This window comes from Microbacterium sp. B35-30 (assembly GCF_010634855.1).
In the GTDB taxonomy this organism is placed as follows: Bacteria; Actinomycetota; Actinomycetes; order Actinomycetales; family Microbacteriaceae; genus Microbacterium.
This window is the reverse complement of sequence record NZ_MWLQ01000002.1, coordinates 75,030-101,461: the sequence shown is the minus strand read 5'-3', so window position 1 is coordinate 101,461 and position 26,432 is coordinate 75,030. Positions and strand designations below refer to the sequence as shown.

The window sequence follows — 26,432 nt, the reverse complement described above, 5'->3', positions numbered from 1 at the left end:
GACCGGCGGCCCAGGTCAGGCGGCGGCGATCACCTCGAGCACGGCCTCGCCGTAGGCCTCGCGCTTCTTGGCGCCGATGCCCGAGACCCCGTCGAGGTCGGCGAGGCTGCCGGGGCGGCGCTCGGCGAGGGCGCGCAGCGTGGCGTCGCCGAAGACGATGTAGGCGGGCACACCCAGCTCTTTCGCGACGCCGGTGCGCCAGGCGCGCAGCGCCTCGAAGACGCCGAGGTTCGCCGGGTCGAGGTTCGCGGGAGCCGTGCTCTTGCGCACGCGGGCGACCCCGCCCGACCGGCCCATGACGTCGCGGCGCAGCGGCACCGGCGTCTCACCGCGCAGCACGCCGCCGGCAGGCTCACCCAGGGCGAGCGTGCCGTACTCGCCGCGGGCGACCAGGATGCCGCGGGCCAGCAGCTGCCGGATGACACTGCGCCAGTCCTGCTCGCTGAGGTCGGCACCGAGTCCGTACGTCGCGAGCTTGTCGTGCCCCTGCTGGCGGACCCGGTCGGTGGACCCGCCGCGCAGGATGTCGATCAGGTGACCGGCGCCGAACGCCTGGCCGCGCTCGCGCTGCAGCCGCACGATGGTCGACAGCAGCTTCTGCGCCGGCACGAGACCGTCCCAGGTCTCGGGTGCTTCCAGGCACGTGTCGCAGTTGCCGCACGGGCCGGACGCCTCGCCGAAGTAGTCGAGCAGGTTCTGGCGGCGGCATCCGATCGTCTCGCAGAGGGCCAGCATGGCATCGAGATGCTGCCCCAGACGGGTCTTGAAGGCGCGATCGCCGGGCGACTGGTCGATCATGCGGCGCTGCTGCACGACGTCGCCGAGTCCGTAGGCCATCCAGGCGACGGATGCCTCGCCGTCGCGGCCCGCGCGACCTGTCTCCTGGTAGTACCCCTCGACCGACTTGGGCAGGTCGATGTGTGCGACGAACCGGACGTCGGGCTTGTCGATGCCCATGCCGAATGCGATGGTCGCGACCATGACGACGCCGTCCTCGCGGAGGAAGCGGGACTGGTTCGCGGCGCGCGTCTCGGCCGGAAGGCCCGCGTGGTACGGCAGGGCGTCGATCCCCTGGGCCGAGAGGAACTCGGCCGTCTGCTCGACCGACTTGCGGCTCAGCGCGTAGACGATGCCGGCCGACCCCACGCCCTGCGACCGGATGAAGGCGACGAGCTGGCGGCGCGGGTCGGACTTCGCCTCGATGCGGTACTGGATGTTGGGCCGATCGAAGCTCGACACGAAATGCAGCGCGTTCGGCAGCTGCAGCCGCTCCGTCATCTCGCGGTGGGTCGCGGGCGTCGCGGTGGCGGTGAGGGCGAGGCGCGGCACGCCGGGGAATCGCTCGGCGAGCGCGCCCAGCGCGAGATAGTCCGGCCGGAAGTCGTGGCCCCACTGCGACACGCAGTGCGCCTCGTCGATCGCGATGACACTGAGCTTTCCGCGTGACAGGAACCGCAGCGTGGTCTCGGTGTTCAGCCGCTCGGGCGCGACGTACAGGAGGTCGAGCTCGCCGGCGAGGTACGCGCGTTCGACGGCGGCGCGCTCGGGCGGCGCCTGCGTGGAGTTGAGGTAGGCGGCGCGCACGCCGTTCGCGACGAGCGCGTCGACCTGGTCGTGCATCAGGGCGATCAGCGGGCTCACGACGAGCCCCGTGCCCGGGCGCACCAGTGCCGGCACCTGGTAGCAGACGCTCTTGCCGCCGCCGGTGGGCATGAGCACCACGGCGTCGCCGCCGGAGACGACCTGATCGACGATCGCGGCCTGCTCACCGCGGAATGCGTCGAACCCGTAGACCTCTCGGAGCACGGTGCGCGGGTCGGCACCGGTGAAGTCGCGCCGCGGACCGGCACCGGCGAACGGGTCGAGGTTGGTCGACGACCCTCCCTGCGGGTCGGGCGGCGGCTGCCAGCCGTCCTCCGGGGGCGCCCACGCGTCGTCCGGCGGCGGGGCGTCACCGAACTCGGAAGGCAGGAGGCCGGGCTCCCACGCGAGGTCGGCGTAGGGGTCGCCCTGCGGGATGGTCACCCGTCCCAGCGTAGCCGCGGCATCCGACGCCGTCCTCGCCACGGGGGCCTGGGCGGAGAACGCACGGTGTTCCAGCCGGGGGCCCTGTTGGGGAGGAGCCGCTCGCCGCGCCGCGTCCTCAATCGAGGAGCCCGCGGCCGAGGAGGGCCGACGCCGATCCTCGTTTGAAGAACCGAGCCCGGCTGCGGGGCGACACGCCGCGGTCGGTTCCGCATCTCGGCGCAGCTCCTCAGCTGAGGAACGCCCGGCGCTCAGGACCACTTGGCGGCGATGGCGGTGATGACCGTGAGGTTGCGGTTGGTCGCGACGCCGAGCAGCTTCGCCGCCCCGAGCGGATCGACGCTGCCGGCGTCATACCCGGGCCCGAGCAGGGCGTGCGCGACGCGGCCCCGCACCACCATGCCGCCGACCGGCGTGGCGAGCGCTTCGACTCGGGCCACGACGTCGGGGGGCAGCTCCTCCTTGAGCAGATAGACATAGTGCCGCTGGAGCCCCGGGCGTTCGGCGCTGAGCTCCGCCGCATCGCGCGCGATCGCGGCGATCTCCGCGGTGGTGAACACCATGGTCGGCACCTCGAAGCCGCGGTCGGCGACGAAGGCATCCTCGAGCGCCTTCTCGATCTTCGCCCGCGAACGCATCGCCGTCGTGAACCTCACGTTGCCGGTGTTGATGTGCGTCTCGACATCGGTGAACCCGAGGCTCTCGACAACCCGCCGGATGTCCTCCTTCGCGAACTTCCGCACGGCGCCGAGGTTGATCGCGCGCAGGAACGCCACGTAGGTCGGCATTACGCCATCATCCCGGATGCCCCGCATCGGCGCCGCACCCGTGCTCCAGGGATCTCGTGGAGAGGTGGCGGCGGATCCGTTATCGTCTTCGTCATGCAATGCCTGTGACCCGCCTTCGTCACCATCCCGTCCGTCGCGATCCGCGCGGACATGATCCGGACGCCCGCACGCCCCCCACTCGTCGCTTCGCGCTGCGCGCAGCCGCGAGGCGGTGAGCTCAGGACCCGGCGTCCTTGAAAGGCACCCCATGCTCTCCTCCACGTCCCTGCCGCTGCGCGGCAAGACCGCCCTCGTCACCGGTGTCTCACGCCGGCGCGGCATCGGCTACGCCGTCGCGACGCAGTTCGCACGGCTGGGCGCCGACGTCTTCCTCCACCACTTTCGCCCGCATGACACGCGCCTCCCCTGGGGCGGCGACGACCTCGACGCCGTGCGCGAGGGTCTGCGCGCCGAGCTCACCCCCGGCGCGCAGCTCGGCGACATCAGCGCGGACCTGCGGGAGGCGGCATCCGTCCCCCTCGTCGTCGACGCGGCGCGGGCCCTCACCGGCCGGCTCGACATCCTGGTGTGCAACCACGCGCAGTCGGGCGACGACGGGTCGATCCTCGACATGACCGCCGAGCGACTGGACGCGTTCTGGCAGACCAATGCCCGTTCGACGATCCTCCTCACCCGCGAGTTCGCCGCGCTGCACGCCGGCGACGCGATCGCCGCCCGGCCCGGTGAGCGCGCGGAGCGTCGCGGCCCGTTCGCCGAGCCGGTCGGGCGGGTGTTCTGGATGACGTCGGGGCAGATCCACGGCCCGATGCGCGGCGAGGTCGCGTACGCGACGAGTAAGGCGGCGCTCGCGGGCATCACGAAGACCGTGGCGGCGGAGCTGCTCGATCTCGGGATCATCCTCAACACGATCGATCCAGGCCCCGTCAACACCGGCTACCTCGACCCGGAGACGACCGACCGGCCGCTCGAGGAGATCGAGGAGTGGATGCGGGCGACCCCGTTCGGCCGCTACGGCGAGCCCGCCGATCCCGCCCGCCTCATCGGCTGGCTGGCGACCCCGGAAGGCTCATGGGTGGTCGGCCAGGTGCTGACCTCGGACGGCGGCTTCGGCCTGGGCTGAGCACCCCGCATCCGGCCCCCGGCATCCGGCAACCGGACCGCGCGGCCGCGGGGGCGTCGCCGGGGCTACAGCCGGACGACCTCGGTCACGCGCACCACGGCGGTGCCGGACTCCTCCGAGGCCGCCAGGTCGACGACGGCGCGGATGCGCCAGTCGTGGTCGCCGGCCGGGTCGTCGATCGTCTGCTCGACGCGCCAGACACCGGATGCCGCGGCATCCGTCTCGTCCACCGTGACGAGTCGCGGCGACCGGGCCGCTCCGCCCGTGAGCATCTCGTCGTGGTCGTCGAAGTAGGCGTCGAGCGCGGCGGGCCAGTCGACGTCGGGGTCGAGCTCGGTGAGCTCGTCGTCACGCTGCAGCGCGGCGAGCTGGATGCGGCGGAACAGCTCGTTGCGCACCAGCACGCCGAACGCGCGCCGGTTCGTGAGCACCGACGGCGGAGCGGGCGGCACGACCGGGGCCGACGGGTCGGCGACGGGGTTCACCAGCGCCTCCCACTCGTCGACGAGGCTCGAGTCGACCTGGCGCACCACCTCGCCGAGCCACGCGACGAGGTCGTGCAGGTCTTCGGTCTGCGCCTCGGCGGGCACCGTCTGGCGGATGGCGCGGTACGCGTCCGACAGGTACCGCAGCACGAGCCCCTCGCTGCGGGACAGCTGGTACAGCGAGATGAGCTCCGAGAACGACAGCGCCCGCTCGAACATGTCCCGCACCACAGACTTGGGCGAGAGCTCGAAGTCGCGGATCCACGGCTGGCTCGACGCGAACACCTCGTATGCCTGCGTCAGCAGCTCCTCGAGCGGCTTCGGGTAGGTGACGTCCTCGAGCAGCGCCATGCGCTCGTCGTACTCGAGGCCGTCCTGCTTCATGCGGGCGACCGCCTCGCCGCGCGCCTTGTACTCCTGCTGCGACAGGATCGGGCGCGGGTCGTCGAGCGTCGCCTCGATGACGCTCACCACGTCGAGCGCGTAGTGGCCGGTGCCGACGCCGCCTGCAGAACTCCACCGATTCGCGTCGATCGAGCCGAGATCGGCCGAATCCCGCTCCAGACCGCCCGAATCCGTGGAGTTCTGCCGGGCAGCCGGCGGATCCTCGGGGTCCAGCAGGCCGATCGCCGCGAGCGCGAACGGCGACAGGGGCTGGTTGAGCGCGAAGTTCGGCTGCAGATCGACGGTGAGACGGATCTGACTCCGGATGCTCCCCACGCCCGCAGCGTCCGGATTCTGGCTGCGGTCGATCTCGACCACCTCGGCGGCCAGCAGCGTGCGGAAGATCGCGATCGCCCGGCGTGCGAGCTCGTAGCGCCGCGCGCGCGGCTCGTGGTTGTCGAAGACGAGCGAGCGCACGTGCTCGAACACGTCGCCGCCGCGGCCGATGACGTTGATGAGCATCGCCGCGGTCAGCGACAGCTGCGGCACGAGCGGCTCGGGCTCTGCCTCGACGAGACGCTCGAACGATCCGAGACCCCAGTTGACGACGCCCGTCGGCGCCTTCTTGCGCACGATCTTCTTGCGCTTCGCGGCGTCGTCTCCGGCCTTGCGGAGTGCCGCCTCATTCTCGATCTCCCACTCGGGTGCCATCACGACGACGGTGCCCGAGGTGTCGTAACCGGCGCGGCCCGCGCGGCCGGAGATCTGGTGGAACTCGCGCGCCGAGAGCTGGCGCATCTTCGTGCCGTCGTACTTCGAGAGCGCCGTGATCATCACCGTGCGGATGGGCACGTTGATGCCGACGCCGAGGGTGTCGGTGCCGCAGATCACGCGCAGCAGTCCGCGCTGCGCGAGCGTCTCGACGAGGCGCCGGTAGCGCGGCAGCATGCCGGCGTGGTGCACGCCGATGCCCGCTCGCACGTACCGCGACAGGATGCGACCGAACGCCGTCGTGAAGCGGAACCCGCCGATCGCCTCGGCGATGGCATCCCGCTGCTCCCGCGACACGATGCGGATCGACGACAGCGCCTGAGCCCGCTCCATCGCGGCGGCCTGCGAGAAATGCACGATGTACACCGGCGCCTCGCCGGTCTGCAGCAGCTCCTCGACCGTCTCGTGCACCGGGGTGCGGGCGTAGGAGAAGTGCAGCGGCACCGGACGGTCGACCCCGGTGATCCGCGAGACGGTCCGACCGGTGCGGCGCTCGAGGTCCTCGGCGATCGCGGTGACGTCGCCGAGCGTCGCCGACATGAGCACGAACTGGGCGCGTGGGAGAAGCAGCAGCGGCACCTGCCACGCCCACCCGCGCTCGGGATCGCCGTAGTAGTGGAACTCGTCCATCACGACCTGGTCGACGCCGGCTCCGACGCCCTGGCGCAGTGCGATGTTCGCGAGGATCTCGGCGGTGCAGCAGACGATGGGCGCATCCGGATTCACCGACGAGTCGCCGGTGACCATGCCGACGTTCGCCGCGCCGAAGATGTCGACGAGCGCGAAGAACTTCTCGCTGACCAGCGCCTTGATCGGCGCCGTGTAATAAGTGCGGCCGCCACGCGCCACGCACGCGGCGTGCGCCGCGACGGCCACCAGCGACTTGCCTGTGCCCGTCGGCGTCGACAGGATCACGTGCGAGCCCGACACGATCTCGATGACGGCCTCGTCCTGCGCGGGGTACAGGGCGAAACCCTCATCGGCCGCCCACTCGACGAACGCGTCGTAGAGCGCGTCGGCGTCGGGTGATCCGGATCCGGATGCCGCAGCCGCGGTCGCGATGGTGTCGAGGAGCGTCACCGTCCGAGTCTGCCAGGTCGCGGCATCCGCGCCCGTGTCACGAAGTCCGCCGAAGCGGGCCTGTTCGGGGACGCGGAGACGAGGGACGCCGCCACTCGGGAAGCGGTGGCGGCGCCCGACGACTCAGACGAAGGCGGATGCTGCGGCGCTGCCGCCGCAGCTCGTTCAGCGTCCCAACTGCTCGAGGATGACGTCGGTGTAGGCGGCGTACCCCTCGTACGTCGGGTGGAGGTAGCCCGCCGGGTCGCCGACCGGGTCGGTTCCGAACCACGGATCGCTGGGCACACCCGGCACGAGCTGCACGCCGTGCCCCGCGAAGGCGTCGACCACGTCCACGTAGACGACATCGACACCACCGGCAGCAGCGGTGGCGACGGCGGCCTGGATGGCGGTGTTGAGCGCGTCGGTCGCACCATTCACCGCGGCGACGAGCGCGGCGACCTGAGCGAACTGCGGTAGGCCCGGCGGCGACTCGAGCAGATACGGGTAGCCGGTGACGACGATCGTCGCGTCCGGCGCGCGTTCGGCGATCGCGCCGATCAGGGACGTGAGCGGAGCGACGATCCCCGGTGCCGAGGTGACGGCGCTCTGGATCGCGGTGAGGCAGGGCGCGGGATCTCCGCCGGCAGCGGCGATCGAGCAGGTCGCGTAGACCTGATCCAGACCGAGGTCGTTCGCGCCGACAGTGAGCGTCACGACAGTCGTCCCGCGGTTCAGCTGCGACAGCTGAGACATGGTGTCCGCGATCGTCGCGCCGCTGCACGCGGCGTTGCGCAGCAGGTTGAACTTCGGCTCCTCATCGAGCTGCGCCGCGTAGCCGCCGTCGGTCCGGACGCATTCGTCCAGCGGGGCGCCACCGCCTTGGCCCGCGGCGATCGAGTCGCCGAGAGCGACGTGCTTGGCGACCATGAGCGGTGAGGCCATGGCGGGCCCGGCCGCACCGGCTGCGAGCATGCCCGCTCCGAGTGCGACGGCCGCGAGCGCGGCCAGTAGACGTCGTTTCATGATTCCCCTTCGAATCCCTGACAGGATCGATTCCCCCGAATCGAACCGCGCACACCGCGGATGATGCCGACGATAGACCTGTGGCATCCGTCCCGCCAGGGGTGCGCGTGCACTCCCGCTGGCGGAATCACGCGGCGGGCCCGTACGTTGAGAGCGACGACGGAAGGATTACTGTGACCGACACTGACGCGCAGCCACTCGTGACGCGCAATGAAGACGACCGCCGCTACGAGGTGCACGTCGACGGCGTGCTCGCGGGATTCACCGTGTTCCGCGCCGACGCGCGCGGACGCCTGCATTTTCCGCACACCGAGGTCGACCCGGCCTTCCGCGGCCGCGGCCTCGCCCAGGCAGTCGTGGGCGAGGCGATGACGGATGCCGCGCGCCGCGGTGAGACCGTCGTGCCGCATTGCCCTGTGGTGGCGAAGTATCTGCACGAGCACGAGGTTCCCGGGCTCACCGTCGAGTGGCCCGACCAGCCGCACCCCGAGTGAGAACGGCGTCGCCATGACCCGGCTCGACGCCGACGACGCGGTCGCCACCGAATCGGCGGTGGAATGCGCGGGCCCTCGAACACTGCTGATCGAGACGCGCGAGGTGCCGCTCGGCGGGGTGCGCGCGATGTCGGTGCACCGCTCGCTGCCGCAGCGTGATCTGCCGCTCGTGGGCGCGTGGTGCTTCCTCGACCGGTTCGGACCGCAGCAGACGCGCATGCGCGTCGAGCCGCATCCCCACATCGGACTGCAGACCGTCACCTGGCCGTACGAGGGCGAAGTGCGCCACCGCGACTCGGTCGGCAGCGATGTCGTCGTCCGCCGGGGCGCGCTCAACCTCATGACCAGCGGCGCCGGGATCGCTCACTCCGAGTACTCGCTGGGCGAGGATGCCGCTCCCTTGGACGCCCTGCAGCTCTGGGTCGCCCTGCCCGAGGTGCGGCGTCACGGCGGCCCTGCCTTCGAGCAGCACGCGGTGCTCCCCGAGGTGACGCTGCCCGCGGTGGCCGGGACGGCAGGCGCAGCGACCGTCGTGCTCGGCGAACTGGCCGGGGTCGCCTCGCCCGCGACCGTCTATACGCCGATCGTCGGTGCCGAGGTGCGGATCCCCGCCGGCGCGACGGTGCACGTGCCACTGAATCCTGCATGGGAGCACGCCCTGGTCGCGGTGTATGGCGAGGCGGCGATCGCGGGCGAGGAGGGGATCGCCGACGCGGTCGCGCTCGACGCCGCCCACCTCATGTATCTCGGCACCCGCCGCGAGGACGTCGTGATCTCGAGCGCCGCGGGCGCGACGCTCTTCCTCCTCGGCGGCGAGCCATTCGAGGACGACGTCGTGATGTGGTGGAACTTCGTCGGCCGCTCCCACGAAGAGATCGTCGAGGCGCGAGAGGCATGGGAGTCCGGAGCCGAGCGCTTCGGTCACGTCGTCGACCACGGCGACGAGCGCATCCCCGCCCCGCCGATGCCCGCCGTCCGGCTCACGCGCCGTCGCCGCCGGCTCTAGCCGACCCGTCCGGGGGTCGCGCCCGCGGCGCCCGCCCGCGCCGCGGCCCCCCAACGCCCGCTTGCGCGGGTCCCGCACACGCAAGAGGCGCCCGGGCCGAAACCCGGGCGCCTCTCCTTGCTGGAACGGTTACGGTACGTCGACCGAGACGACGGTGCGCACCTGCGAGTCGCCGTAGCGGACGACGCCGAGGTAGTTGCCGCTCTCGAGGCCCGACCACGACAGGTTGAACTCCGTCGGGGTCGCCTCGGTCACCGGCAGCGGGCTCGGGGCTGCCGTGAGCGATCCGAGTCCGCCCGGCGTGACGACGGCCGACGTGGCCTGCCAGGTGAACGGCTTCGTGTAGGAGTACACGTGAGCCTCGACGAGGTAGTAGCCCGGAGTCGGCGCGATGAGCTGCACCGCCTCATCGGCCGCGGAGGACGCGGACTGCCAGCGCTCGTAGTACCGCAGGTCGGTCGGGCTGACCACGCGGTAGACCGAGAGGTCGAGGTCCGAGTTGGTGTCGTCGGACGAGTCGAGCGCGAAGCGCGCCAGCTCGGTTCCGGCGGTCACCTGGACCACCTCGTACGAGTACCCCTCGTCCGCGGCGCCGGTCGTCTCGGTGCCGTCGATCAGCACGTCCTCGGCCGCGAGGCCGGCGACGTTCAGCGCCAGTTCGCCGGTCAGACCGGGGGTGATCTCGATGTCGACGCTGCCGTCGGCACCACTGCCCTCGACGTCGGCCGGAGCCGCTGCCGTGACCGGGAACACCGCGATCGGCGACCGCACCTCGGTGGCGCCCGACGTCCAGGTGAGGAACCCGGTGGTCCACTTCTCGACGGCGGCGTCGGTCTTGGTGAGCGACACCGTGAACGACTTGGTCTCGCCCGCTGCTCCGAAGGTCAGCGTGCTGGGCTCGACGGTGACGTCCATGCCCGGAACCTCGGCCGTCGCGGTGAACGTGCCGGCCTGCGTCGAGGTGACCGAGCGGGTCACCGTCTGCGGGCCGGGGAACGTGCCGACGCCGATCGATGCGAGGTTGAGGTCGCTCGGGTCGCTCGCGTCGACGTCCTCGAACAGGTCGTCGCCGAGTGCACCCTCGAGGTACGACGCCCAGTCGGCGGCACCGTTGAGGTACAGCAGGCCCGGGTTGAAGTACTTCGTGGGGTCGACGTGACCGGCGCCCTGCGCGAACGGATCGGTGTTCTCAGAGCCGTCGGCGTTGACCGTGTTGTAGGCGGTCGTCATGAGCGCCGACTTGACCTCGGCGGGCTCGGCCAGCGGCTTCTCACCGAGGTAGAGCGCACCGAGACCGGCGACCTGAGGTGACGACATCGAGGTGCCCGACTTGAAGCCGAACGTCGGCGCCTCCTGCGGACCGTTGTGGGTCGCCGCGAGGATCGCGACACCGGGAGCCGAGACGTCGGGCTTGATGACGTCCGCGCCGTCGGCCAGCATCGGGCCACGGCTCGAGAAGCCGGCGACCTGCGGGGTGGGCGTCACCTTGCCGGTGACGTTGTCACCGACGAGCGTCGCGGTGGCCCCGGCCGTCTTGCGCACGTAGTCGAGCAGCGCCGTGCGGTACTGCGCGTCGATGTGCACGGTCGGCACCGAGTGGAAGTCGTTGTCGAGCGAGCCCGGCGTCACGTTCACGAGGATCATGCCAGTACCGCCCGCAGCGGCCACTTCCTGCGACTTCTCCACGCGTGCGTTGGTGCCGCGATCGCAGACCACGAACTTGCCGGCGACCTTGGCCGGGTCGAGCGTTCCGAGGAAGCAGAGCGCCGCCTCATTGGGAGCGGCTCCCGCCTTCGCGACGTCGCCCGCGTACACGACCGGACCGGTGAGGCTCTGTCCGAACGGGACGCTCACCGATGCGCCGGCGGCCTGGAAGCCGTTCGGCAGCTGGACGGTGCCCTCGTAGGTCGGGATGGTGGATGCCGCGACCGTGGTGTACCACGGCGAGGCGTGGTCGGCCGTGACGGCACCAGGACCGTCGTTGCCCGCGCTCACCGCGACGAACACGCCGGCGGCGGCCGCGTTGAAGAACGAGATGTCTTCGGGCTGGAGCACGGTCTTGGCCGAGCCGCCGCCGATCGAGTAGTTGATCACGTCGACGCCGTCGGCGACCGCCGTGTCGATCGCGCCGAGCAGGTCGCTCAGGGCGCAGATGTCGTCGGTGGTGACGAGGTCGTCGGGGCCGACGTAGCAGGCCTTGTACGACGCGACCTTGGCCGCGGGCGCGACGCCCGAGACCTCGCCGAAGCCGATGCCCTCGACCGATGCGGCCACGCCGAAGTTGCCGGCCGCGGTGCTGGCGGTGTGCGAACCGTGGCCGTCGCCGTCACGCGGCGACAGGAAGTCGTAGCTGAAGTCGAAACCGGCAGCCGCCGCACCTTCGGCGAAGTACTGCGCGCCGATGAGCTTGGTGTTGTAGAGATCCTTCGTCCAGCCCTGGTCCTCCGCAGCAACACGACGGGCGCGGTACTCGTTGCCGTCGGCCTTGGCGAAGACGACCTGGTCGCGGTTGACATACGGCGCGGCGCCGGCCTTGCCGGTGAGCCTGTCACCCGCGAACAGCGGGTTCTCCGGCGCGATGCCGGTGTCGACCACACCCACGACGACACCCTTGCCGGCCTCGCCGACGCCGCCCACGGCATCCCACACGCCGCCGGTGCCGGCGTCGCCGGAGCCGAGACCGAGGAACTCGGTGGAGGGGACGGCCGCGTTCGGGTGACGGATCTCATCCGGGAACACGCCCAGCACGCTCTTGTCGCCCGAGAGCTTCGCCACCTGAGCGGCGTCGAGGTCGGCGCTGAAGCCGTTGAGCGTCACCTGATACGAGACCGCAGGCGTCACGCCCGCGGTCTCGGCGACAGCCTGCTGCTCCTTCTTGAGGTGCGCCACGTACTTCTGCGAGCTGGCGGAGTGCGCGTCGAGCTGCTTGCCCTTGTCGGGCTTGGTGCGCTGGATGCCGGTTTCGCCGCCTTCGTAGGTCGCAAGGGGCGCATCCTTGAGCATCACGATGTAGCGGCCTGAGGGCGAGTCGATCGGGATGGGGTTCTTCACCTCCCCGGGTACAGCGCCGAAACTTGCTGTGGCAGTGCCCGTGAACAGTGCGGCGAGTGTGACGACCGCGGCTGCTCTTAGGGAGGATCGACCCATCTGTGGCCTCCAGGTTGATTGCTGGGGAGTGCTGCGCCGCTTCGTTGGGGCGCAGCGACCTCAAACGTAACTGTCAGGCGAATCTCAGTAAATGAGAGCTTTGTGAGAAACGTTCCACTTCGTCCCAGTAACCTGGGCAGGTGGCTGCCCGAACCCGGATCTCGACGAGCGTTCTGCTCACCTGCGCCGCCATCGGCGTCGCGACCGGCGTGCTGCAGGCGGGTGCCGGCGCCCTCAGCGGATTCGTGTCCGCGGGCGCGCCGATCCTCTACGGCCTGGTGCTCGGCGTGCACGTGCTGCCCGGCGTCGTCGCGCAGGAGCTGCTCCGCCGACCGTGGGTCGCGCTGATCACCCATCTCGTCGCCGCGCTCGTCGCCAGCGCCGTCGTACCGCTGTGGATCGGCCGCTACATCGGCACCGCGCTCCTCATCGGGGCGCTGCAGGAGCTGATCGCCGCCGCCTCCCGCTACCAGCGGTGGGAGCCATGGCGCTTCTTCCTCTCGGCGGTGATCGTCGGTGCGGTCATCGCCGTCGCGATCTGGTTCGCGGCGGACGTCACGCGCTTCCCGCTGTGGGGACAGATCGTCTACGTCGCCCTGTTCATCGTCGGCCCTGTGGCCTGGACGGGGGTGGGCCTCGCGATCGGCGCTGCGCTGCGCCGAGCCGGTGTCGCACGCCGCAGCCGCAGCTGAGGCATCCGCCCCGCCCATATACGCGGAACTCGACGGATTGGTGGGCGGCGGGAACCCGGGTAAGTTAGGGAAGGCTAAGTTTCCCTCGACGATCGGATGGCCGTGTCCTCTGCCGTGCCGCTGCTGCGGGTGCGCGAGCTCGGCATCACCCACGACGGCGAGACCACGCCGGCTCCGGCATCCCCCCAGTCCCCTCCACTCGCCGCTGGCGCGTCGAGCGGAGCCTCCGGCCTGGTGGGCCCAGTGTCATTCGATATCGCTCCCGGAGAAGTGGTGCTGCTGCTCGGCCCCAGCGGATCGGGCAAGTCGACGCTGACGCTGGCGTTGAACGGCCTGCTGCCGCAGGCGGTGCCGGCGGACGTCACAGGCTCCGTCGAGGTCGATGGGCTCGACACGCAGACGACTCCGGTGGCGGAGCTCAGCACCCGGGTCGGCATGGTCTTCCAGGACCCCGACGCCCAGCTCGTGACCGGCACGGTGCTCGACGAGGTGGCGTTCGGACCCGAGAATCTGCGGATGCCGGTCGCCGAGGTGCTGGCGCGCGCCGAGGACGCCCTGCGCCGCGTCGGCCTCTGGGAGCGGCGGTCCGAGAACCCCGACCGGCTGTCGGGCGGCGGGCGCCAGCGACTCGCCATCGCGTGCGCGCTCGCGATGGGATCGCCATTGCTCGTGCTCGACGAGCCCACCGCGAACCTCGACCCGGCCGGGATCGAGGAGGTCTACGCCGCACTCGCCGAGCTCGTCTCGGCCGGCGATCGCGCCATCCTGCTGGTCGAGCACAATCTGGACGCGGCCGCCGGCTTCGTCGACCGGGTCGTCGTGCTCGATCACGACGGTCACCTGGCAGCGGACGGCAGCATCGACGAGGTGCTGCGCGGGCGCGCCGAAGACCTGCACGCCATGGGCGTGTGGCTGCCGGTGTCGACGATCGCCGCGCTGCGGCTGCGCCGCGCCGGCTTCGCACTCGACCCCCTCCCCCTGACACCGGACGAGCTGCGTGCCGCCCTGGAGGCGGAAGACCCACCCGTGGGCACCGCGCCCCGGTCGTTGAGCGAGCGAGGAACGAGCGAGACGAAACGCGCCGAACCCGCGTCCATCGTCGGTCCGGGGCGTTTCGACTCGCAGGCTCGCTCAACGACCAGTTCCGGTGCTCCTCTCATCACGGTTCGGAACCTCACCCTCCGCCGCGGGCGCAACGAGGTGCTGCACCGCGTCGACCTCGACGTCCCCCGCGGCGCGTTCGCGGCCGTGGTGGGCGCCAACGGCGCCGGCAAGACGAGCCTCATCCAGGCCCTCGCCGGCGTGGTGGCGCCGCCCAAGGGGACGGTGCACGTCGACGGGCTCGACATCGGCCGCGCGGATGCCCGCACCCTGAGCGCCCGGATCGGCTTCGTGTTCCAGAACCCGGAGCACCAGTTCATCGCGCACACCGTGTTCGACGAGATCGCCCACGGTCTCCGCCGGCTGCACCTCCCCGACGACGACGTGCGCACGCGCACCCTCGAGCTGCTCGAGCGGTTCGGGCTCGCCGGCAAGGCAGACAGCCACCCTTTCCTCCTGTCCGGCGGACAGAAGCGGCGACTCTCGGTCGGCACGGCACTGGTCGCCGGTGCGCCGGTGCTCGTGCTCGACGAGCCGACCTTCGGCCAGGATCGGGCCCGTGCCGACGAGCTGCTCTCGCTGCTGTCGGAGCTCAACGCCGAGGGCACCACGATCGTCGTGGTGACGCACGACATGCAGCTGGTGACGGACTACGCCGACCGCACCGTCGTGCTGGCCGACGGCCGGGTGCTCGCCGCGGGGCCCACCGCCGGGATCTTCGCCGACGACGCGCTGATCGCCCGCGCGGGCCTGCGCCCGCCGCCGCTGCGCCGCGCGCTGCAGGGCGTGCAGCGGCATCCTGAGCTCTCCCGTGTCGCGCGCCTCGCCGACCTTCCGGGCGCCGCTCGCCCGGTTGCACCGCACGCCACCGGAGGGGCGGCATGACCGACACCGGCCCGCTCACCGCGGCGACGGCCACGCACTCGTCCGTCGATCCGTACGCGCCGCGGGTCGCGGCATCCGGGATCCGCTTCCTCTACGGGCTCAACCCGCTCGCGAAGCTGGCCGCGCCGCTGCCGGCGATGGCTCTGCTGGTGTTCGTGAGGGATGCCGCAACCCCTGCCGCGTTCCTGCTGCTCGCGTACGCGGTGCTGCTGGTGGGCGTCGACTTCACCCGGCGGCTGGCGGCGGTGCTCTTCCTGGCGCTGCCGGTCAGCGCTGTCGTGATCGGCTTCGGGTTCGCGCTGTGGACCGACGCGTCCCGCGTGGACCAGTCCGTCGTGGTGTGGCAGATCGGCGGCTGGACCATGTACGGCGGCGCGCTGGCCGTCGGCGCAGCCACGGGCCTCCGGCTGTCGGCGATCGTCGCGCTCACGCTCATCGCGGGACTCTCGACCACCGGGCCCGACCTCGTGCGGGCGACCGTGCAGCAGCTGCGCGTGCCGTACCGGATCGGCTACACGGCGCTGGCCGCCTTCCGCTTCGTGCCGCGGTTCGGGCACGAGCTCGACGTCATCCGCCAAGCCCACCGCGTGCGCGGCGCCCACGGCGGCCGGGGCCCGCTGGCAGCGGCCGCGCGGTGGTTCGGGTATGTCGTGCCGCTCATGGCAGGCGCCATCCGTCATGCCGAGCGCGTCGCCCTCGCGATGGACGCCCGCGCGTTCGGCGCGCACCCCGACCGCACCGAGCGGTACATCGTGCCGTGGCGCGGCCGCGACACCGTGTTCATCATCGCGTTCTGGGCGGTCTCGGCTGCACTGTTCACCGCCTTCTTCCCGTGGGGTCTGTCATGACCCTCGCCACCCCTGCCTCTCGCAAGATCCCTGCCGTTCTCGACACCCCCGCCGTCAACAAGGAGCACTGACATGGCCCCGGTCCCCCGACTCGTCAAGCCCGACACCCAGGGCCTCGTCCACCTCCAGGTGCTGCGCACCGAGCGTCTCTCACCGCACTGGATGCGCGTGACGCTGGGCGGGGGCGAGATCGATCGGTTCCGCCCGATGGGGTACGACCAGTGGTTCCGCCTCTTCCTCCCGCTCGGCGGCGACGAGGGCCTCGATCGCCTCCCCGCGAAGGCGAACAAGATGTTCGGGTACCTCAAGTACCTGCGCATCCCCGACGGCGTGCGACCGGTCATGCGCAACTACACGGTGCGCGCCTATCGCCCCGCGACGGCTGACGCCCCCGCCGAGATCGACGTCGACTTCGTGCTGCACGGCTCGGCCGCCGACGGCACGGCGGGTCCGGCGTCGCGGTGGGCGGAGTCCTGCCGCGCGGGCGAGAGCGTCGTCATCATCGACGAGGGCCTGACCTTCAACCCCGACCGCGGCACGGATCGGGTCGTGCTCGTCGCCGACGAGACGGGTCTTCCCGCCGTCGCCGGCATCTGCGCCTCACTGCCGGCGCACGCGACGGGCATCGCGATCGTCGAGGTGCCCTCGTCCGAGGACGCGCTGGACTTCCCCCGGCCCGACGGCCTCACGGTGAAGTGGATCGTGCGCGATCACGACGTCGCGGCGGGAACCCTCGCACTGCAGGCGCTGAAGCAGGCATCGCTTCCGGATGCCCCGTTCCATGCGTACACCGTGGGTGAGCAGGCTCTCGCGACCGAGGGCCGCCGGCACCTCGTCGGCGAGCGCGGCGTCTCGAAGGACCACGTGAGCTTCTGCGGCTACTGGCGCATCGGAACCGCCTCGCCCGCTCCGAAGTCGCAGCGCGCCACGGCGGAGGCCCACTCGTGAGCGGTGCGGACGAAGCGGCAGCCGTCCCGGCCTCGCCGGCCCCCGCACCGACGCGAGGGCGCGCACGGAACCGCGGCCGCGTGACCACCGCGTACCTGCTGACGTGCGCCGCGATCGGCGTCGCCGGCGGCGTGATGCTCTGGGGCGCCGGCTGGATCTCGACGGTGCTGTTCGCGACCGTCCCCTTCATCTCGGTCGCGATCGCCGGCCTATGGCTGCTCCCGGCGACCGTCGCGCTGCGGCTGCTCGAGCGGCCCTTCGCCGGCATCCTCGTCGGCGTCATCTCGGGGCTCGTGGTCTTCCCGTTCCTCGGCGCGGCCGTGTGGTGGGCGTTCTTCGCCGAGCTGGCGTTCCTGGTCGGCCTCTACCGCTTCTGGCGCACCTGGCAGTACTACGCCGGCGCGGTGTTCGTCGGAGTCGTCTACCCGATCTTCGCCGCGGCGTCGTTCAACCTCGCGGCCATGCCGCTCTGGACCCTCGTGACGTTCTTCGCCCTCACGATCGCCAGCTGCGTCGCGGGCGTCGCGCTCGGCATCCTCGTCGCCGACCGCCTGCGCAAAGCCGGCGTCGCGAAGCTCGCCCGCCGCCGCCCGGCCCTCACCCCCTGAGCTCCGCCGCCTTCCGCCCCTGAGCGCTGAGCTCCGCAGTCGCCTTCCGCCCCCGGTGCGCCGCGCGACGGGCGGTTCGTGACGCCGACACCGGCGCGGTGAATGCGGGGATGAACGACGGATGCCGCGGCCGGCACCCTCGCGAGAGGGCCGGGGCCGCGGCATCCGTCGTTCAGAACCGGGTCAGCGCTTGCCTGCGATCTGACGGCCGACGATCTCGCGCATGATCTCGTTCGTGCCGCCGTAGATGCGGTGCACGCGCGCGTCGAGGAACGCGCGGGCGATCGGATACTCGGTGATGTAGCCGTAGCCGCCGTGCAGCTGCACGCAGGTGTCGAGGATCTCCCACTCGCGTTCGGTCGTCCAGAACTTGACCTTCGCCGCCTCTTCGGCCGAGAGCTTGCCGTCCTTGTAGGCCAGGAGCGCCCGGTCGAGGTACGCCCACATCACGTCGACGGTGGTGGCGACATCCGCCAGCTTGAAGCGGGTGTTCTGGAAGTCGATGATCCGCTCGCCGAAGGCCTCACGGCTCTTCGTGTAGTCGACGGTCCAGGCCAGGGCTGCCTGCGAGGCGGCGCCCGCGGCGATGCCGATCGACAGACGTTCGAGCGGCAGGTTCATCATGAGCTGGATGAAGCCCTGACCCTCCTTGCCGCTGATGAGGTTCTCTTCGGGCACGAACACGTCGCTGAACGACAGCTCGGCGGTGTCATGGCCGTGCGAGCCCATCTTGTGGAGCTTCTTGCCGTGGTCGAAGCCGTCCATGCCGTTCTCGATGATGAGCAGGCTGAAGGCATCCGGGCGGTTGCCCTCGCCGGTCTTGACGAAGGTGACCACGATGTCGGCGGTCTTGCCGCTCGAGATGAAGGTCTTGGCGCCGTTGACGACGTAGCCGCCCTCGACCCGCTTCGCGGTGGTCTTGATTCCGCGCAGGTCGCTGCCCGCGCCGGGCTCGGTCATCGCGAGCGCCCCGAGGACCTCGCCGGTCGCCATGCGCGGGAGCCACTTCTCCTTCTGCTCCTGCGTGCCCATGTGCACGATGTACGGCACGGCGAGGTCGTCCTGGATGCCGAACGCGCCGGCGAGCGATCCCGCGCCGGCGCCGATGACCTCTTCGTTCACGATGGTGCGGAAGCGATAGTCCTGGAGCATGCCGGCGCCGCCGAACTCTTCGGGCACCGAGAGGCCGATCAGGCCCGACTCGCCGGCCGCGAGCATGGTCGCCCGGTCGATCTCGCCCTCGGCGTCCCAGCGCTCGCGCGCCTCGTTCGTCGCGTAGCGCTTGACGAACTCCTTGACGACGTCGCGGAACGCCTCGTGATCCTCGTCGTAGATGTCGCGCTCCATGGTGCGCCTTCCTCTCGTCGGTCTTCTCTTCGCTGAGCTCGAGTGTGTGGAGACGATCCCCGGTTGGAATTGCATCTCACCGCATATGGTACTCAGTTTCATCGAACGGATGCCGCGATCCCGGCGCCGACGACGCGCTCGGGGCCGCGCAGACGACGCGGAGACGCAACCGGGCAGCGGGCGCGCCGACCGTCAGAGAGAGCCGGCGGTCAGCCGAGGTAGGCGGGAGCGGGGTCGAGCGCGAAGAACTCCTCGAGCGAGGTCCAGCCGCCGTCGTGATAGGCCTTGGCGAGCTCCGGGCCGATGTAGCGCAGATGCCAGGGCTCGGGGTTGTATCCGGTCACCGGGGTCGCCCCGTCGACGTAGCGGACGATCCAGCCGTGCTCCCAGGCGTGCTCGGCGACCCACTGGCCCTGCGTTGTCCGCGCGAGATCGTCGAGGGAGCCGCATGCGCCCGCGCAGGCGACGACATCGGCGCCCAGCCCGAGCTGGTGCTCGCTGTAGCCGGGGCGGGCGCTCACCAGGTCGGCGCGATCCCCGCGCTCGGCGAAATGCCGCCCGTAGGTCTGCTGCTGCGTCTGGTACGACCGGAACCCGCTCTCGAGCGCGATCTCGCCGACACCCGCCGCGCGGGCACCGTTGACGAGCGACGCGAGAGCGGATGCCGCGTCCGAACGCAGCGCGCCGCCCTCGATGTTGCGCACCCCGTCGGGGAGCACGAGCCCGCTCGGGCGGTAGTCGATGGGGTTCAGGGGGCGGATCTTGTCGACGACGGTCCAGACGCGGACGGCGTCGCCCAGGTCCACGCAGGGCGCCCGGCCTTCCACGACGGCCGCACGGAACGCCTCGCCGCCGCCGGCCGCCTCGATCGCGGCTTCGTCATCGCCGCCCTGCAGCGCCGACGTGACGTCGGGCAGTGCGCAGATGTCGGCGGCGGGAGGCGATTGCTCGACCAGGGGAACGGGGAGCTGATCGACGTGGCGCGGCTCGACCGCGACCGAGAGGGACGTCTCGGCGCCCTCCGGCGGCAGGGAAGGCAGCATCATCGCGGTCATCGCCGCCGACCCGAGCAGCAGCGCCGCGCCGGTGGCGAGCCCCGCCACGACGGCGAGGCGCCGCGTGAGTCGCCGAGGCCGTGCGTGCTGCACCGGCAGCGCGGTCTCGTCGACCGCCAGCAGCTCGGCGGCACGGGCGGCCCGGCGCTCGCTCATCGCCGGGCGGCGCTGACGCGCAGGCCGGGAACGCGGCCACACGTTCGCAGCAGGCGTCCCGTGGTGGGCCGATGCTCCCGGCAGCGGGTCGCCGGCGAACACCGATGTCGGCGCGGGCGGGCGGAGTTCGGGGGGCAGCGTCGATGGAGCCGCGTCCGACAGCGAGCTCGGCGCGAAGTCCTCGCTCGGCAGCTCGAACGCCACCACGGCCTCGGGGGCGGGGTCTGCCTCCGTCGCACGGGCCGCCTCGTTCGCGCGGGCCGCCTGGCTGGCGCGGGCGCGACGATCCGCCTCCTCGCGCATCGCTCGGGCGGCACGACGAGTCTCGGGGGCGGCTCGGGGGGTAACGAGCCCGCCTGGCTCCGTCACGCCTGCCATTCTGGTCGTGACGGCGCCTTTTGGCCAGCGAGGCGGCATCCACTCCGCTGATGTTCTATTCAGGCGAGTTGCGCCTTGACTTAAGTTCGAAGCTTTGTTCTCATGGATGCATGCGTTGGCAGGGTCAGGAACTGGGTGTGCCGGATGCCGCGGCTCTCCCCGGCCTCGAGCAGCTGAACGGTCTGGTGCGCTCGGTGACGACCCCCGAGTTCGCCGGCGTGACGTTCCACGAGGTGCTCTGCAAGTCCGCGCTCAACCACGTGCCGAGCGCTTCCGCCATGCCCTTCGACTGGACGGTGAACCCGTATCGCGGATGCAGTCATGCCTGTGTTTACTGCCTGCATCCCGACACGGTCGTGCTCATGGCGGACGGACGAAGCAAGCGGATAGGCGACATCCGTGCCGGTGATGAAGTGATCGGCACCCGTCGCGAGGGAGCGTACCGCCGCTACGTGCGGGCCACCGTGTCGGCACAGTGGGGCACGCGCAAGCGCGCTTACCGTGTGAGTCTCGCCGATGGCACCGAGCTGATCGCGAGCGGCGACCACCGCTTCTTGACCGAACGGGGGTGGAAGTACGTCCGCCCGGCGCCGTCCGGAGCGCCGCAGCGCCCTTACCTGACACCCAACAACAAGCTCATGGGTTTCGGCATGGGGGGCGTCGTTGAGACTCCCCCTGAGACGAGCGCCTATCGCCAGGGGTATCTCAGCGGGATGATTCGCGGCGACGCGATGATGCTGAGAAAGTCGTACCCTCGGTCGACCGGCAGGGGCACCTTTGTGGCGAGCCGGTTCCGGCTGGCGCTCGCCGATGAAGAGGCACTTGATCGGTCGCGCGATTTCCTGGAAGCCGCAGGCGTGAAGACCACCCAGCGGATGTTCACCACGGCGACTGTTCGCCGGCGGGAGATGAACGCGATCTTCACCTCTCGGGCAGCGGACTTCGACGCCATCACCGAGTTGATCGGCTGGCCGGAGTCGGCCTCCGCTGAATGGTCGCGTGGCTTCCTCGCCGGGATCTTCGATGCGGAAGGAAGCTGCAGTCAAGGCGTGCTGCGAATCTCCAACTCCGATGCGCGGATCCTCTCTGAGATCGGCGCCGCATTGCGCCGGCATCAGTTCGCCTTCGTAGAGGAACCGCCGCGGCCGAACGGCGTGCGGGATATCCGGCTCCTCGGGGGTCTTCCCGCTCGTCGACGATTCTTCGAGCTCACCCGACCCGCGACTACGCGCAAGCTGGATCTCGTCGGAGCCGCCGTCAAGTCCGACGCCCCGCTTCGCGTCGTCTCGATCGAAGATCTCGGCGAGACCATCGACATGGTCGACATCACGACGTCGACCGGCGATTTCATCGCGAACGGTGTGATCAGCCACAACTGCTTCGCCCGGGGGACGCACGAGTACCTCGAACTCGACGCGGGGCGCGACTTCGACACTCAGGTCGTCGTCAAGGTCAACGTCGCCGAGGTGCTGCAGAAAGAACTGCGGCGCGGCAGCTGGCAGCGCGATCCGGTGATGCTGGGCACGAACACCGACCCGTATCAGCGCGCCGAGGGGCGCTACAAGCTGATGCCCGGCATCGTCTCGGCGCTCACCGAGTCGGGGACGCCCTTCTCGATCCTCACGAAGGGCACGCTGCTGCGGCGAGACCTGCCGCTGCTGAAGGATGCCGCCGCCGACGTTCACGTGACCCTCGCGATGTCGATCGCGGTGTTCGACGACGAGCTGCAGCACCTCATCGAGCCCGGCACCCCCAACGCCACCGCGCGCTTGGAGACGGTGCGGGCGGCGACCGAGGCGGGCTTCCGCGTCACCGTGTTCCTGATGCCGATCATCCCGCACCTCACCGATTCGATCACCGCGATCGACCACGCGCTCACCCGCATCAAGGAGGCAGGTGCGGTGCGGGTCGTGTACGGCGCGCTCCATCTGCGGCCGGGTGCGAAGCAGTGGTTCCTGCAGTGGCTCGCCGAGCGGCATCCCGAACTCGTGTCGTCGTACCGAGGGCTCTACCCGGGCGCGACCACGACGGCCCCGAAGGCCTACCGCGTGTGGCTCGCCAGGCGCGTGCGCCCGCTGCTGCGCGTGCACGGCCTCGACGGCAGCGCCGAAGACGAGAGTCCGCGCGGTGCTCCGGTCTCGGGCCTCGCCGATCGCGCCGACGCCCGCAGCACGCCGCCGATCGTCACGACCTCGCGTGGACGCGCGGCCGCCACCTCACTGCGAGCGGCAGCGGCACGTCTCACACCCGGCGAGGAGGCATCCGCTCGCCTGTTCTGACCCGCTGCGCACACGCCGACCCGCACGGACGGTGGGACTACGCTCACGCGCGGACAGAGACCTACGGCGTTACGCCGCGACAGGCACGCGGGTCAGCCCCTCGACCTCAGCCTGCGGGGCCGGAACCTTCCTCTCGCTGGACGACGCCTCGAGATGCTCGAGCACCGCGTCGAGAACGGCGTCCGCCGCGAGGAGGCGACTGTGCCCGAGCCCGGTCGTGGTGAGCAGACGGGCGTGCGGATTCGCGGACATGATGCGGCCGGCCTCGGCGTACGGCACCATCCGATCGCCGTCGTCGTGGACGACGAGCAGCGGCACGCCGCCGGGGAGCGGCCGCCGAACACCCGACAACCACGCGAACGGATCAGCCTGTCCGGGGAAGTACCGGCTCGCGAAGCGCTCGCGCATGCGGGCGGACACCGCGTCGGAGTATCCGAGCATTCCCTGGAACTGGGTGAGCAGCAGGTCGGCGTCTGCGGGAGCTGCGATCGTGACGACGCGTGCGGCATCCGTTCCGCCGGCCACGCCCACGAGCGTCGCCAGGCCGCCGAACGAATGCCCGATCATCGCATCGAAGGCCCCGTGGCGCTCCTGCAGAGCGGAGAACGTGTCGAGCCAGTCGACCAGGTAGGTGCGTCGACCTGCCGACGAACCGTGCGCCGGCGCATCGAACGCGACGACGCGATAGCCCGCCGCGACCAGCTCGCGCACGAGCGGAGCGAACTGGCTCGCGCGGCCGTTCCAGCCGTGCGAGAGCACCACGGTGCGCGCGCCGCTGCCCCACTCGTAGGTGTCGACCTCGACACCCCGGCCTTGGACGCCGTCGATCCGCACGGTGCGGCGACGCGCGCGCCACATCGTCGGCTCCTCGTCCGCCTGGACCGGCCGCGGCGCCGCGACCGACCCGAACAGGGGCATCGCGACGGTGGCGCCCCACCCTGGAGACACGGCGGCCAGGCCGCGAATTGTCGCGCCTGCGGCGGTCAATGCGAGATTCATGGTGCTCCGATCCGATGAATACGAACGATCGTACTTATGAATACGAACGATCGTACGGTAACCTGAGCGCGTGACACAAGCCCCAGTTGATCGTCGCCGCCTGCGCGGCGACGAGTCGCGGCGAGCGGTGCTCGCCCACGCCGTCGACACCGCGACGGTCGATGGTCTGGACGGGCTCACGATCGGACGACTGGCGGATGCCTCGGGGCACAGCAAGAGCGGCATCGCGACGCTATTCGGCTCCAAGGAGCAGCTGCAGCTCGCCGTCGTCGCCGCCGCGCGAGAGGTGTTCATCGATCGCGTCGTCGCGCCGGCGCGGGCACGCACCCCCCGCGGGCTGGTGCGTGTGTGCGCACTGCTGGCGGACTGGCTGGCGTACTCGCGCGACAGGGTCTTCAGCGGCGGATGCTTCTTCGCCGCGACCTCGGTCGAGTTCGACGCGCGACCCGGCATCGTCCGAGACGCGATCGTCACCGCATCGGGCGAATGGGAGGACTACCTCGCCCTGAGCATCGAGCACGCGATGGCAGCCGGCGAGCTGCCCCTGCTCGAGGACGCGCGCCAGCTGACATTCGAGATGGTGTCGTTCCTCGAGGCCGCCAACACGCGCTCGCTCCTCTACGTGAGCGACGAGCCGTACCGTCGCGCCGAGGTCGCGCTGCGCGCGCGCCTCTCCTCACTGGGCGCCGATCCCGCGCTCGTCGCGTCGATCGGCGCCACCACAGCCGCCTGATCGCCACGGCTTCAGGGGTCACGACGCGCGGCAACGACCGCGGCGAAGCCACACGACGCCCACCCGAACGCCCACCCGGGCATGCGAAGGCGGGCGCCCCGAGGGACGCCCGCCTTGGACTCCGCTGGTCAGCTCCTCCAGGGTCCGTGTTTGGCACCGGGCACATCGTTGCGGCTCCACCACTGCGCCGTATAGGTCACCCCGTCGTAGACGACCTGATCGCCCTGGGTGTAGATGCGGTCGGCGTACCAGCCCTGCACCGTCGCCGGATCGGTTCCGCAGGCGGTGAGGGTGCTCCACGGTCCACGGACCGAAACTCCTGGCTCGTCGCCCTTCGCATACCACTGCGCCTCGAACACGCGGCCGTCGAGGTGCACGAGCGCTCCCCCGCGGTACGTGGTCTGCGCGTTCCACGGCGCGGCTGCGGCATCCGGAGTCTCCGCGCACACGACCAGCTCCGCGCCCGCGACCGGACCGGGCGCCGCCGCACGCAGCACCCCGGCCGATGCGGTCGACAGGTCGCCGGCCACGTCGTTGCCGATCTCCCAGAAGTCGACGCCGCCCAAGCCCTTCGAGAGAGCCCACGCGGTCTTCTCGGCCACCGCCACCTCGTCGTCGAACGACCAGAACTCGCGCGCCGCGGCGTCGTACCCCCACGTCGCATTGAAGCGGCCGTCGGCGGTCTGCTCATGGTGGACCTCGAGATCGCGCAGCTTCAGCTGGTCCCACGTGATCTGGCCGAGGCCCCCACCGGACGCGGTCCACGGCTGGGTTTCGGCATCCTTCCACCCCTGTCCGTAGGCGGCGAGGCCGAGGTTCAGCTGCGACGCGTCGACGCCCGCGTTGACGTACGACGCGACGACCGTGTCCAGTCCGAGGCCCCAGTTGTGGGCCGGGTCGCCGTACACGTTGCCCTGATGGCCCGTCTCGGGCGTCCACGAGCCCCAGAGGTCGTACCCCTGCAGGTTCGCGTAGTCGAGGTACTCGAACAGTTCGGGATCGTTCCAGCCGCCGGCCGCGATCTGCGTCGGCCCGGCCGGAAGGAACGCCGAGAGCTCGTAGTCCCGCCCGGTCTCAGCCTCGACGGCGTCGAGCTGCGCGCGCAGCTCCTGGACGAACGCGAGGAAGTTCGCCTTGTCGTTCACGGGGTCGACGGTGTTGCCGACCTCCTGCGCCCAGTCCGGCGCGCCCGGCCATTCCCAGTCGAGATCGAAGCCGTCGAAGATCCCCGCTGCCGCTCCCGGGCCTCCGCGACCGTCGATCACCGGAAGATCGCCCCGGATGTACAGGTCGATGCACGAGGCGGCGAGGCCGGCGCGCAGCTCGGGCGTCGCGACGGCCTTCGAGAACGACTTCGACCATGACCAGCCGCCGAGTGACACGTTGACCTTCAGGTCGGGGTGCAAGCGCTTCAGCTGCGCGAGTTGGTTGAAGTTGCCGGCAAGCTTCTGCTTCTTCGTGTCGGCGATGCCGAGCACGGACTGGTCGGCAGTGAAGGCGTGCACGAAGTCGCTGTCGGCGTCGCCTGCGGTGTCGGTCTGGCCGGGACCGGGCGCGGCTGTGTCGGAGATGAAGCACGTATACGGCTCGACGTCGTCGAGGCCCTGCACCCCCGCCGCTCGCGCGGCGTCGAGCGCCTCCTCGTCACCGGCGATGTTGCCGAACGAGTAGTTGAGGTGGGTGAGGTTCTCGCCGGCGGGGCCGTCGACGAACAGGCGCTTGATCGTGGCCTGGGCTTCTCCGGTCGCACGCCATTGGCCGTAGTACCCGACGTTGCGGTAGCCGTTGACCGTCGTGGTGGGGGTCGGCTCGTCCGCGGCGGCGACGGCGGGGGATGCCGCGAACAGGCCCGCGACGAGCGCGCCGATGACGGCAGCCGAGAGCGCCGGGGTTCTGGGGATCGACACACAAGCTCCTTCGATTGCGGGGATGAGGACGTCGAGACGATTTAGGTAACCGTCCTAACAAATTACCTGATGCCTATTCTGGCACGCGGCCACGCTTCGCCGGAAGAGCCGAATACGCTGCGCTTCGCCGGTGCTGCTGATCGACGCCGGTCAGCGGGGCTCCCAGCCGCCGGATCGCCGTTCGTCGCGCA

General features: G+C 70.8%; 19 protein-coding genes. 10 read left to right on the top strand and 9 right to left on the bottom strand.

Annotated features, from left to right (window positions below; all coding sequences use genetic code 11):
- Positions 1-15: 15 nt before the first annotated feature.
- Together recQ and B2K11_RS01305 are read right to left on the bottom strand one after the other, a co-directional pair.
- Positions 16-2,025 carry a DNA helicase RecQ gene (gene recQ / locus B2K11_RS01310; RefSeq protein ID WP_163616061.1) on the bottom strand — a complete coding sequence of 670 codons (2,010 nt, stop codon included), beginning with the start codon at positions 2,023-2,025 and terminating at the stop codon, positions 16-18.
- 251 nt (positions 2,026-2,276) lie between these two features.
- The gene (locus B2K11_RS01305; protein WP_163616059.1) at positions 2,277-2,813 is read right to left on the bottom strand and encodes a DUF1697 domain-containing protein; all 537 of its coding nucleotides are present in this window, start codon (positions 2,811-2,813) and stop codon (positions 2,277-2,279) included.
- A gap of 247 nt (positions 2,814-3,060) precedes the next feature.
- On the opposite strand from B2K11_RS01305, the gene B2K11_RS01300 reads away from it, so the two are divergent.
- Complete coding sequence (locus B2K11_RS01300) at positions 3,061-3,933, top strand: SDR family oxidoreductase (RefSeq protein ID WP_163616058.1); 873 nt, start codon at positions 3,061-3,063, stop codon at positions 3,931-3,933.
- A 65-nt stretch (positions 3,934-3,998) separates the two neighbouring features.
- On the opposite strand, the gene B2K11_RS01295 is transcribed toward B2K11_RS01300, so the two are convergent.
- Positions 3,999-6,635, bottom strand: a complete 2,637-nt coding sequence (locus tag B2K11_RS01295) for a DEAD/DEAH box helicase (protein WP_163616115.1) — start codon at positions 6,633-6,635, stop codon at positions 3,999-4,001.
- A 183-nt stretch (positions 6,636-6,818) separates the two neighbouring features.
- On the bottom strand, positions 6,819-7,658 hold the full coding sequence (locus B2K11_RS01290) for a GDSL-type esterase/lipase family protein (protein ID WP_163616056.1): 840 nt from the start codon (positions 7,656-7,658) through the stop codon (positions 6,819-6,821).
- A 173-nt stretch (positions 7,659-7,831) separates the two neighbouring features.
- Between B2K11_RS01290 and B2K11_RS01285 the strand changes: the two genes are divergently transcribed.
- Together B2K11_RS01285 and B2K11_RS01280 are read left to right on the top strand one after the other, a co-directional pair.
- Positions 7,832-8,152, top strand: a complete 321-nt coding sequence (locus tag B2K11_RS01285; RefSeq protein ID WP_163616054.1) for a GNAT family N-acetyltransferase — start codon at positions 7,832-7,834, stop codon at positions 8,150-8,152.
- 13 nt (positions 8,153-8,165) lie between these two features.
- On the top strand, positions 8,166-9,158 hold the full coding sequence (locus tag B2K11_RS01280) for a pirin family protein (RefSeq protein ID WP_163616052.1): 993 nt from the start codon (positions 8,166-8,168) through the stop codon (positions 9,156-9,158).
- Between the two features lie 129 nt (positions 9,159-9,287).
- On the opposite strand, the gene B2K11_RS01275 is transcribed toward B2K11_RS01280, so the two are convergent.
- A complete protein-coding gene (locus B2K11_RS01275) occupies positions 9,288-12,209 on the bottom strand; it encodes a S8 family serine peptidase (protein ID WP_163616051.1) in 2,922 nt (973 codons plus the stop codon).
- A gap of 236 nt (positions 12,210-12,445) precedes the next feature.
- Here B2K11_RS01275 and B2K11_RS01270 point away from each other — a divergent pair, with 236 nt between their 5' ends.
- From B2K11_RS01270 to B2K11_RS01250, 5 genes are all read left to right on the top strand, one after another.
- Positions 12,446-12,997, top strand: a complete 552-nt coding sequence (locus B2K11_RS01270; protein WP_163616049.1) for an ECF transporter S component — start codon at positions 12,446-12,448, stop codon at positions 12,995-12,997.
- 96 nt (positions 12,998-13,093) lie between these two features.
- Positions 13,094-14,983 (top strand): energy-coupling factor transporter ATPase, encoded by a 1,890-nt coding sequence (locus tag B2K11_RS01265; RefSeq protein ID WP_163616047.1) that lies wholly within the window; start codon positions 13,094-13,096, stop codon positions 14,981-14,983.
- Positions 14,980-15,831: an energy-coupling factor transporter transmembrane component T gene (locus B2K11_RS01260; RefSeq protein WP_163616045.1), complete on the top strand. Its 852-nt coding sequence runs from the start codon at positions 14,980-14,982 to the stop codon at positions 15,829-15,831. The genes B2K11_RS01265 and B2K11_RS01260 overlap by 4 nt, the downstream gene beginning before the upstream one ends.
- Positions 15,832-15,903: 72 nt before the next feature.
- Complete coding sequence (locus tag B2K11_RS01255; protein ID WP_163616043.1) at positions 15,904-16,779, top strand: siderophore-interacting protein; 876 nt, start codon at positions 15,904-15,906, stop codon at positions 16,777-16,779.
- A gap of 80 nt (positions 16,780-16,859) precedes the next feature.
- A complete protein-coding gene (locus B2K11_RS01250; RefSeq protein WP_239525567.1) occupies positions 16,860-17,387 on the top strand; it encodes an ECF transporter S component in 528 nt (175 codons plus the stop codon).
- A 183-nt stretch (positions 17,388-17,570) separates the two neighbouring features.
- Here B2K11_RS01250 and B2K11_RS01245 read toward each other — a convergent pair whose 3' ends face one another.
- Both B2K11_RS01245 and B2K11_RS01240 read right to left on the bottom strand, forming a co-directional pair.
- Positions 17,571-18,734 (bottom strand): acyl-CoA dehydrogenase family protein, encoded by a 1,164-nt coding sequence (locus tag B2K11_RS01245; protein WP_163616041.1) that lies wholly within the window; start codon positions 18,732-18,734, stop codon positions 17,571-17,573.
- Between the two features lie 209 nt (positions 18,735-18,943).
- Positions 18,944-20,314, bottom strand: a complete 1,371-nt coding sequence (locus tag B2K11_RS01240) for a M15 family metallopeptidase (RefSeq protein WP_163616039.1) — start codon at positions 20,312-20,314, stop codon at positions 18,944-18,946.
- A gap of 119 nt (positions 20,315-20,433) precedes the next feature.
- Here B2K11_RS01240 and B2K11_RS01235 point away from each other — a divergent pair, with 119 nt between their 5' ends.
- A complete protein-coding gene (locus B2K11_RS01235; protein WP_204259968.1) occupies positions 20,434-22,602 on the top strand; it encodes an intein-containing Rv2578c family radical SAM protein in 2,169 nt (722 codons plus the stop codon).
- Between the two features lie 69 nt (positions 22,603-22,671).
- On the opposite strand, the gene B2K11_RS01230 is transcribed toward B2K11_RS01235, so the two are convergent.
- Positions 22,672-23,601 carry an alpha/beta fold hydrolase gene (locus B2K11_RS01230; RefSeq protein WP_163616037.1) on the bottom strand — a complete coding sequence of 310 codons (930 nt, stop codon included), beginning with the start codon at positions 23,599-23,601 and terminating at the stop codon, positions 22,672-22,674.
- 70 nt (positions 23,602-23,671) lie between these two features.
- On the opposite strand from B2K11_RS01230, the gene B2K11_RS01225 reads away from it, so the two are divergent.
- Entirely contained in the window at positions 23,672-24,334 is a 663-nt protein-coding gene (locus B2K11_RS01225; RefSeq protein WP_163616035.1) for a TetR/AcrR family transcriptional regulator, read from the top strand.
- Positions 24,335-24,462: 128 nt separating this feature from the next.
- On the opposite strand, the gene B2K11_RS01220 is transcribed toward B2K11_RS01225, so the two are convergent.
- Entirely contained in the window at positions 24,463-26,241 is a 1,779-nt protein-coding gene (locus tag B2K11_RS01220) for a glycosyl hydrolase family 18 protein (protein WP_163616034.1), read from the bottom strand.
- Positions 26,242-26,432: the final 191 nt, after the last annotated feature.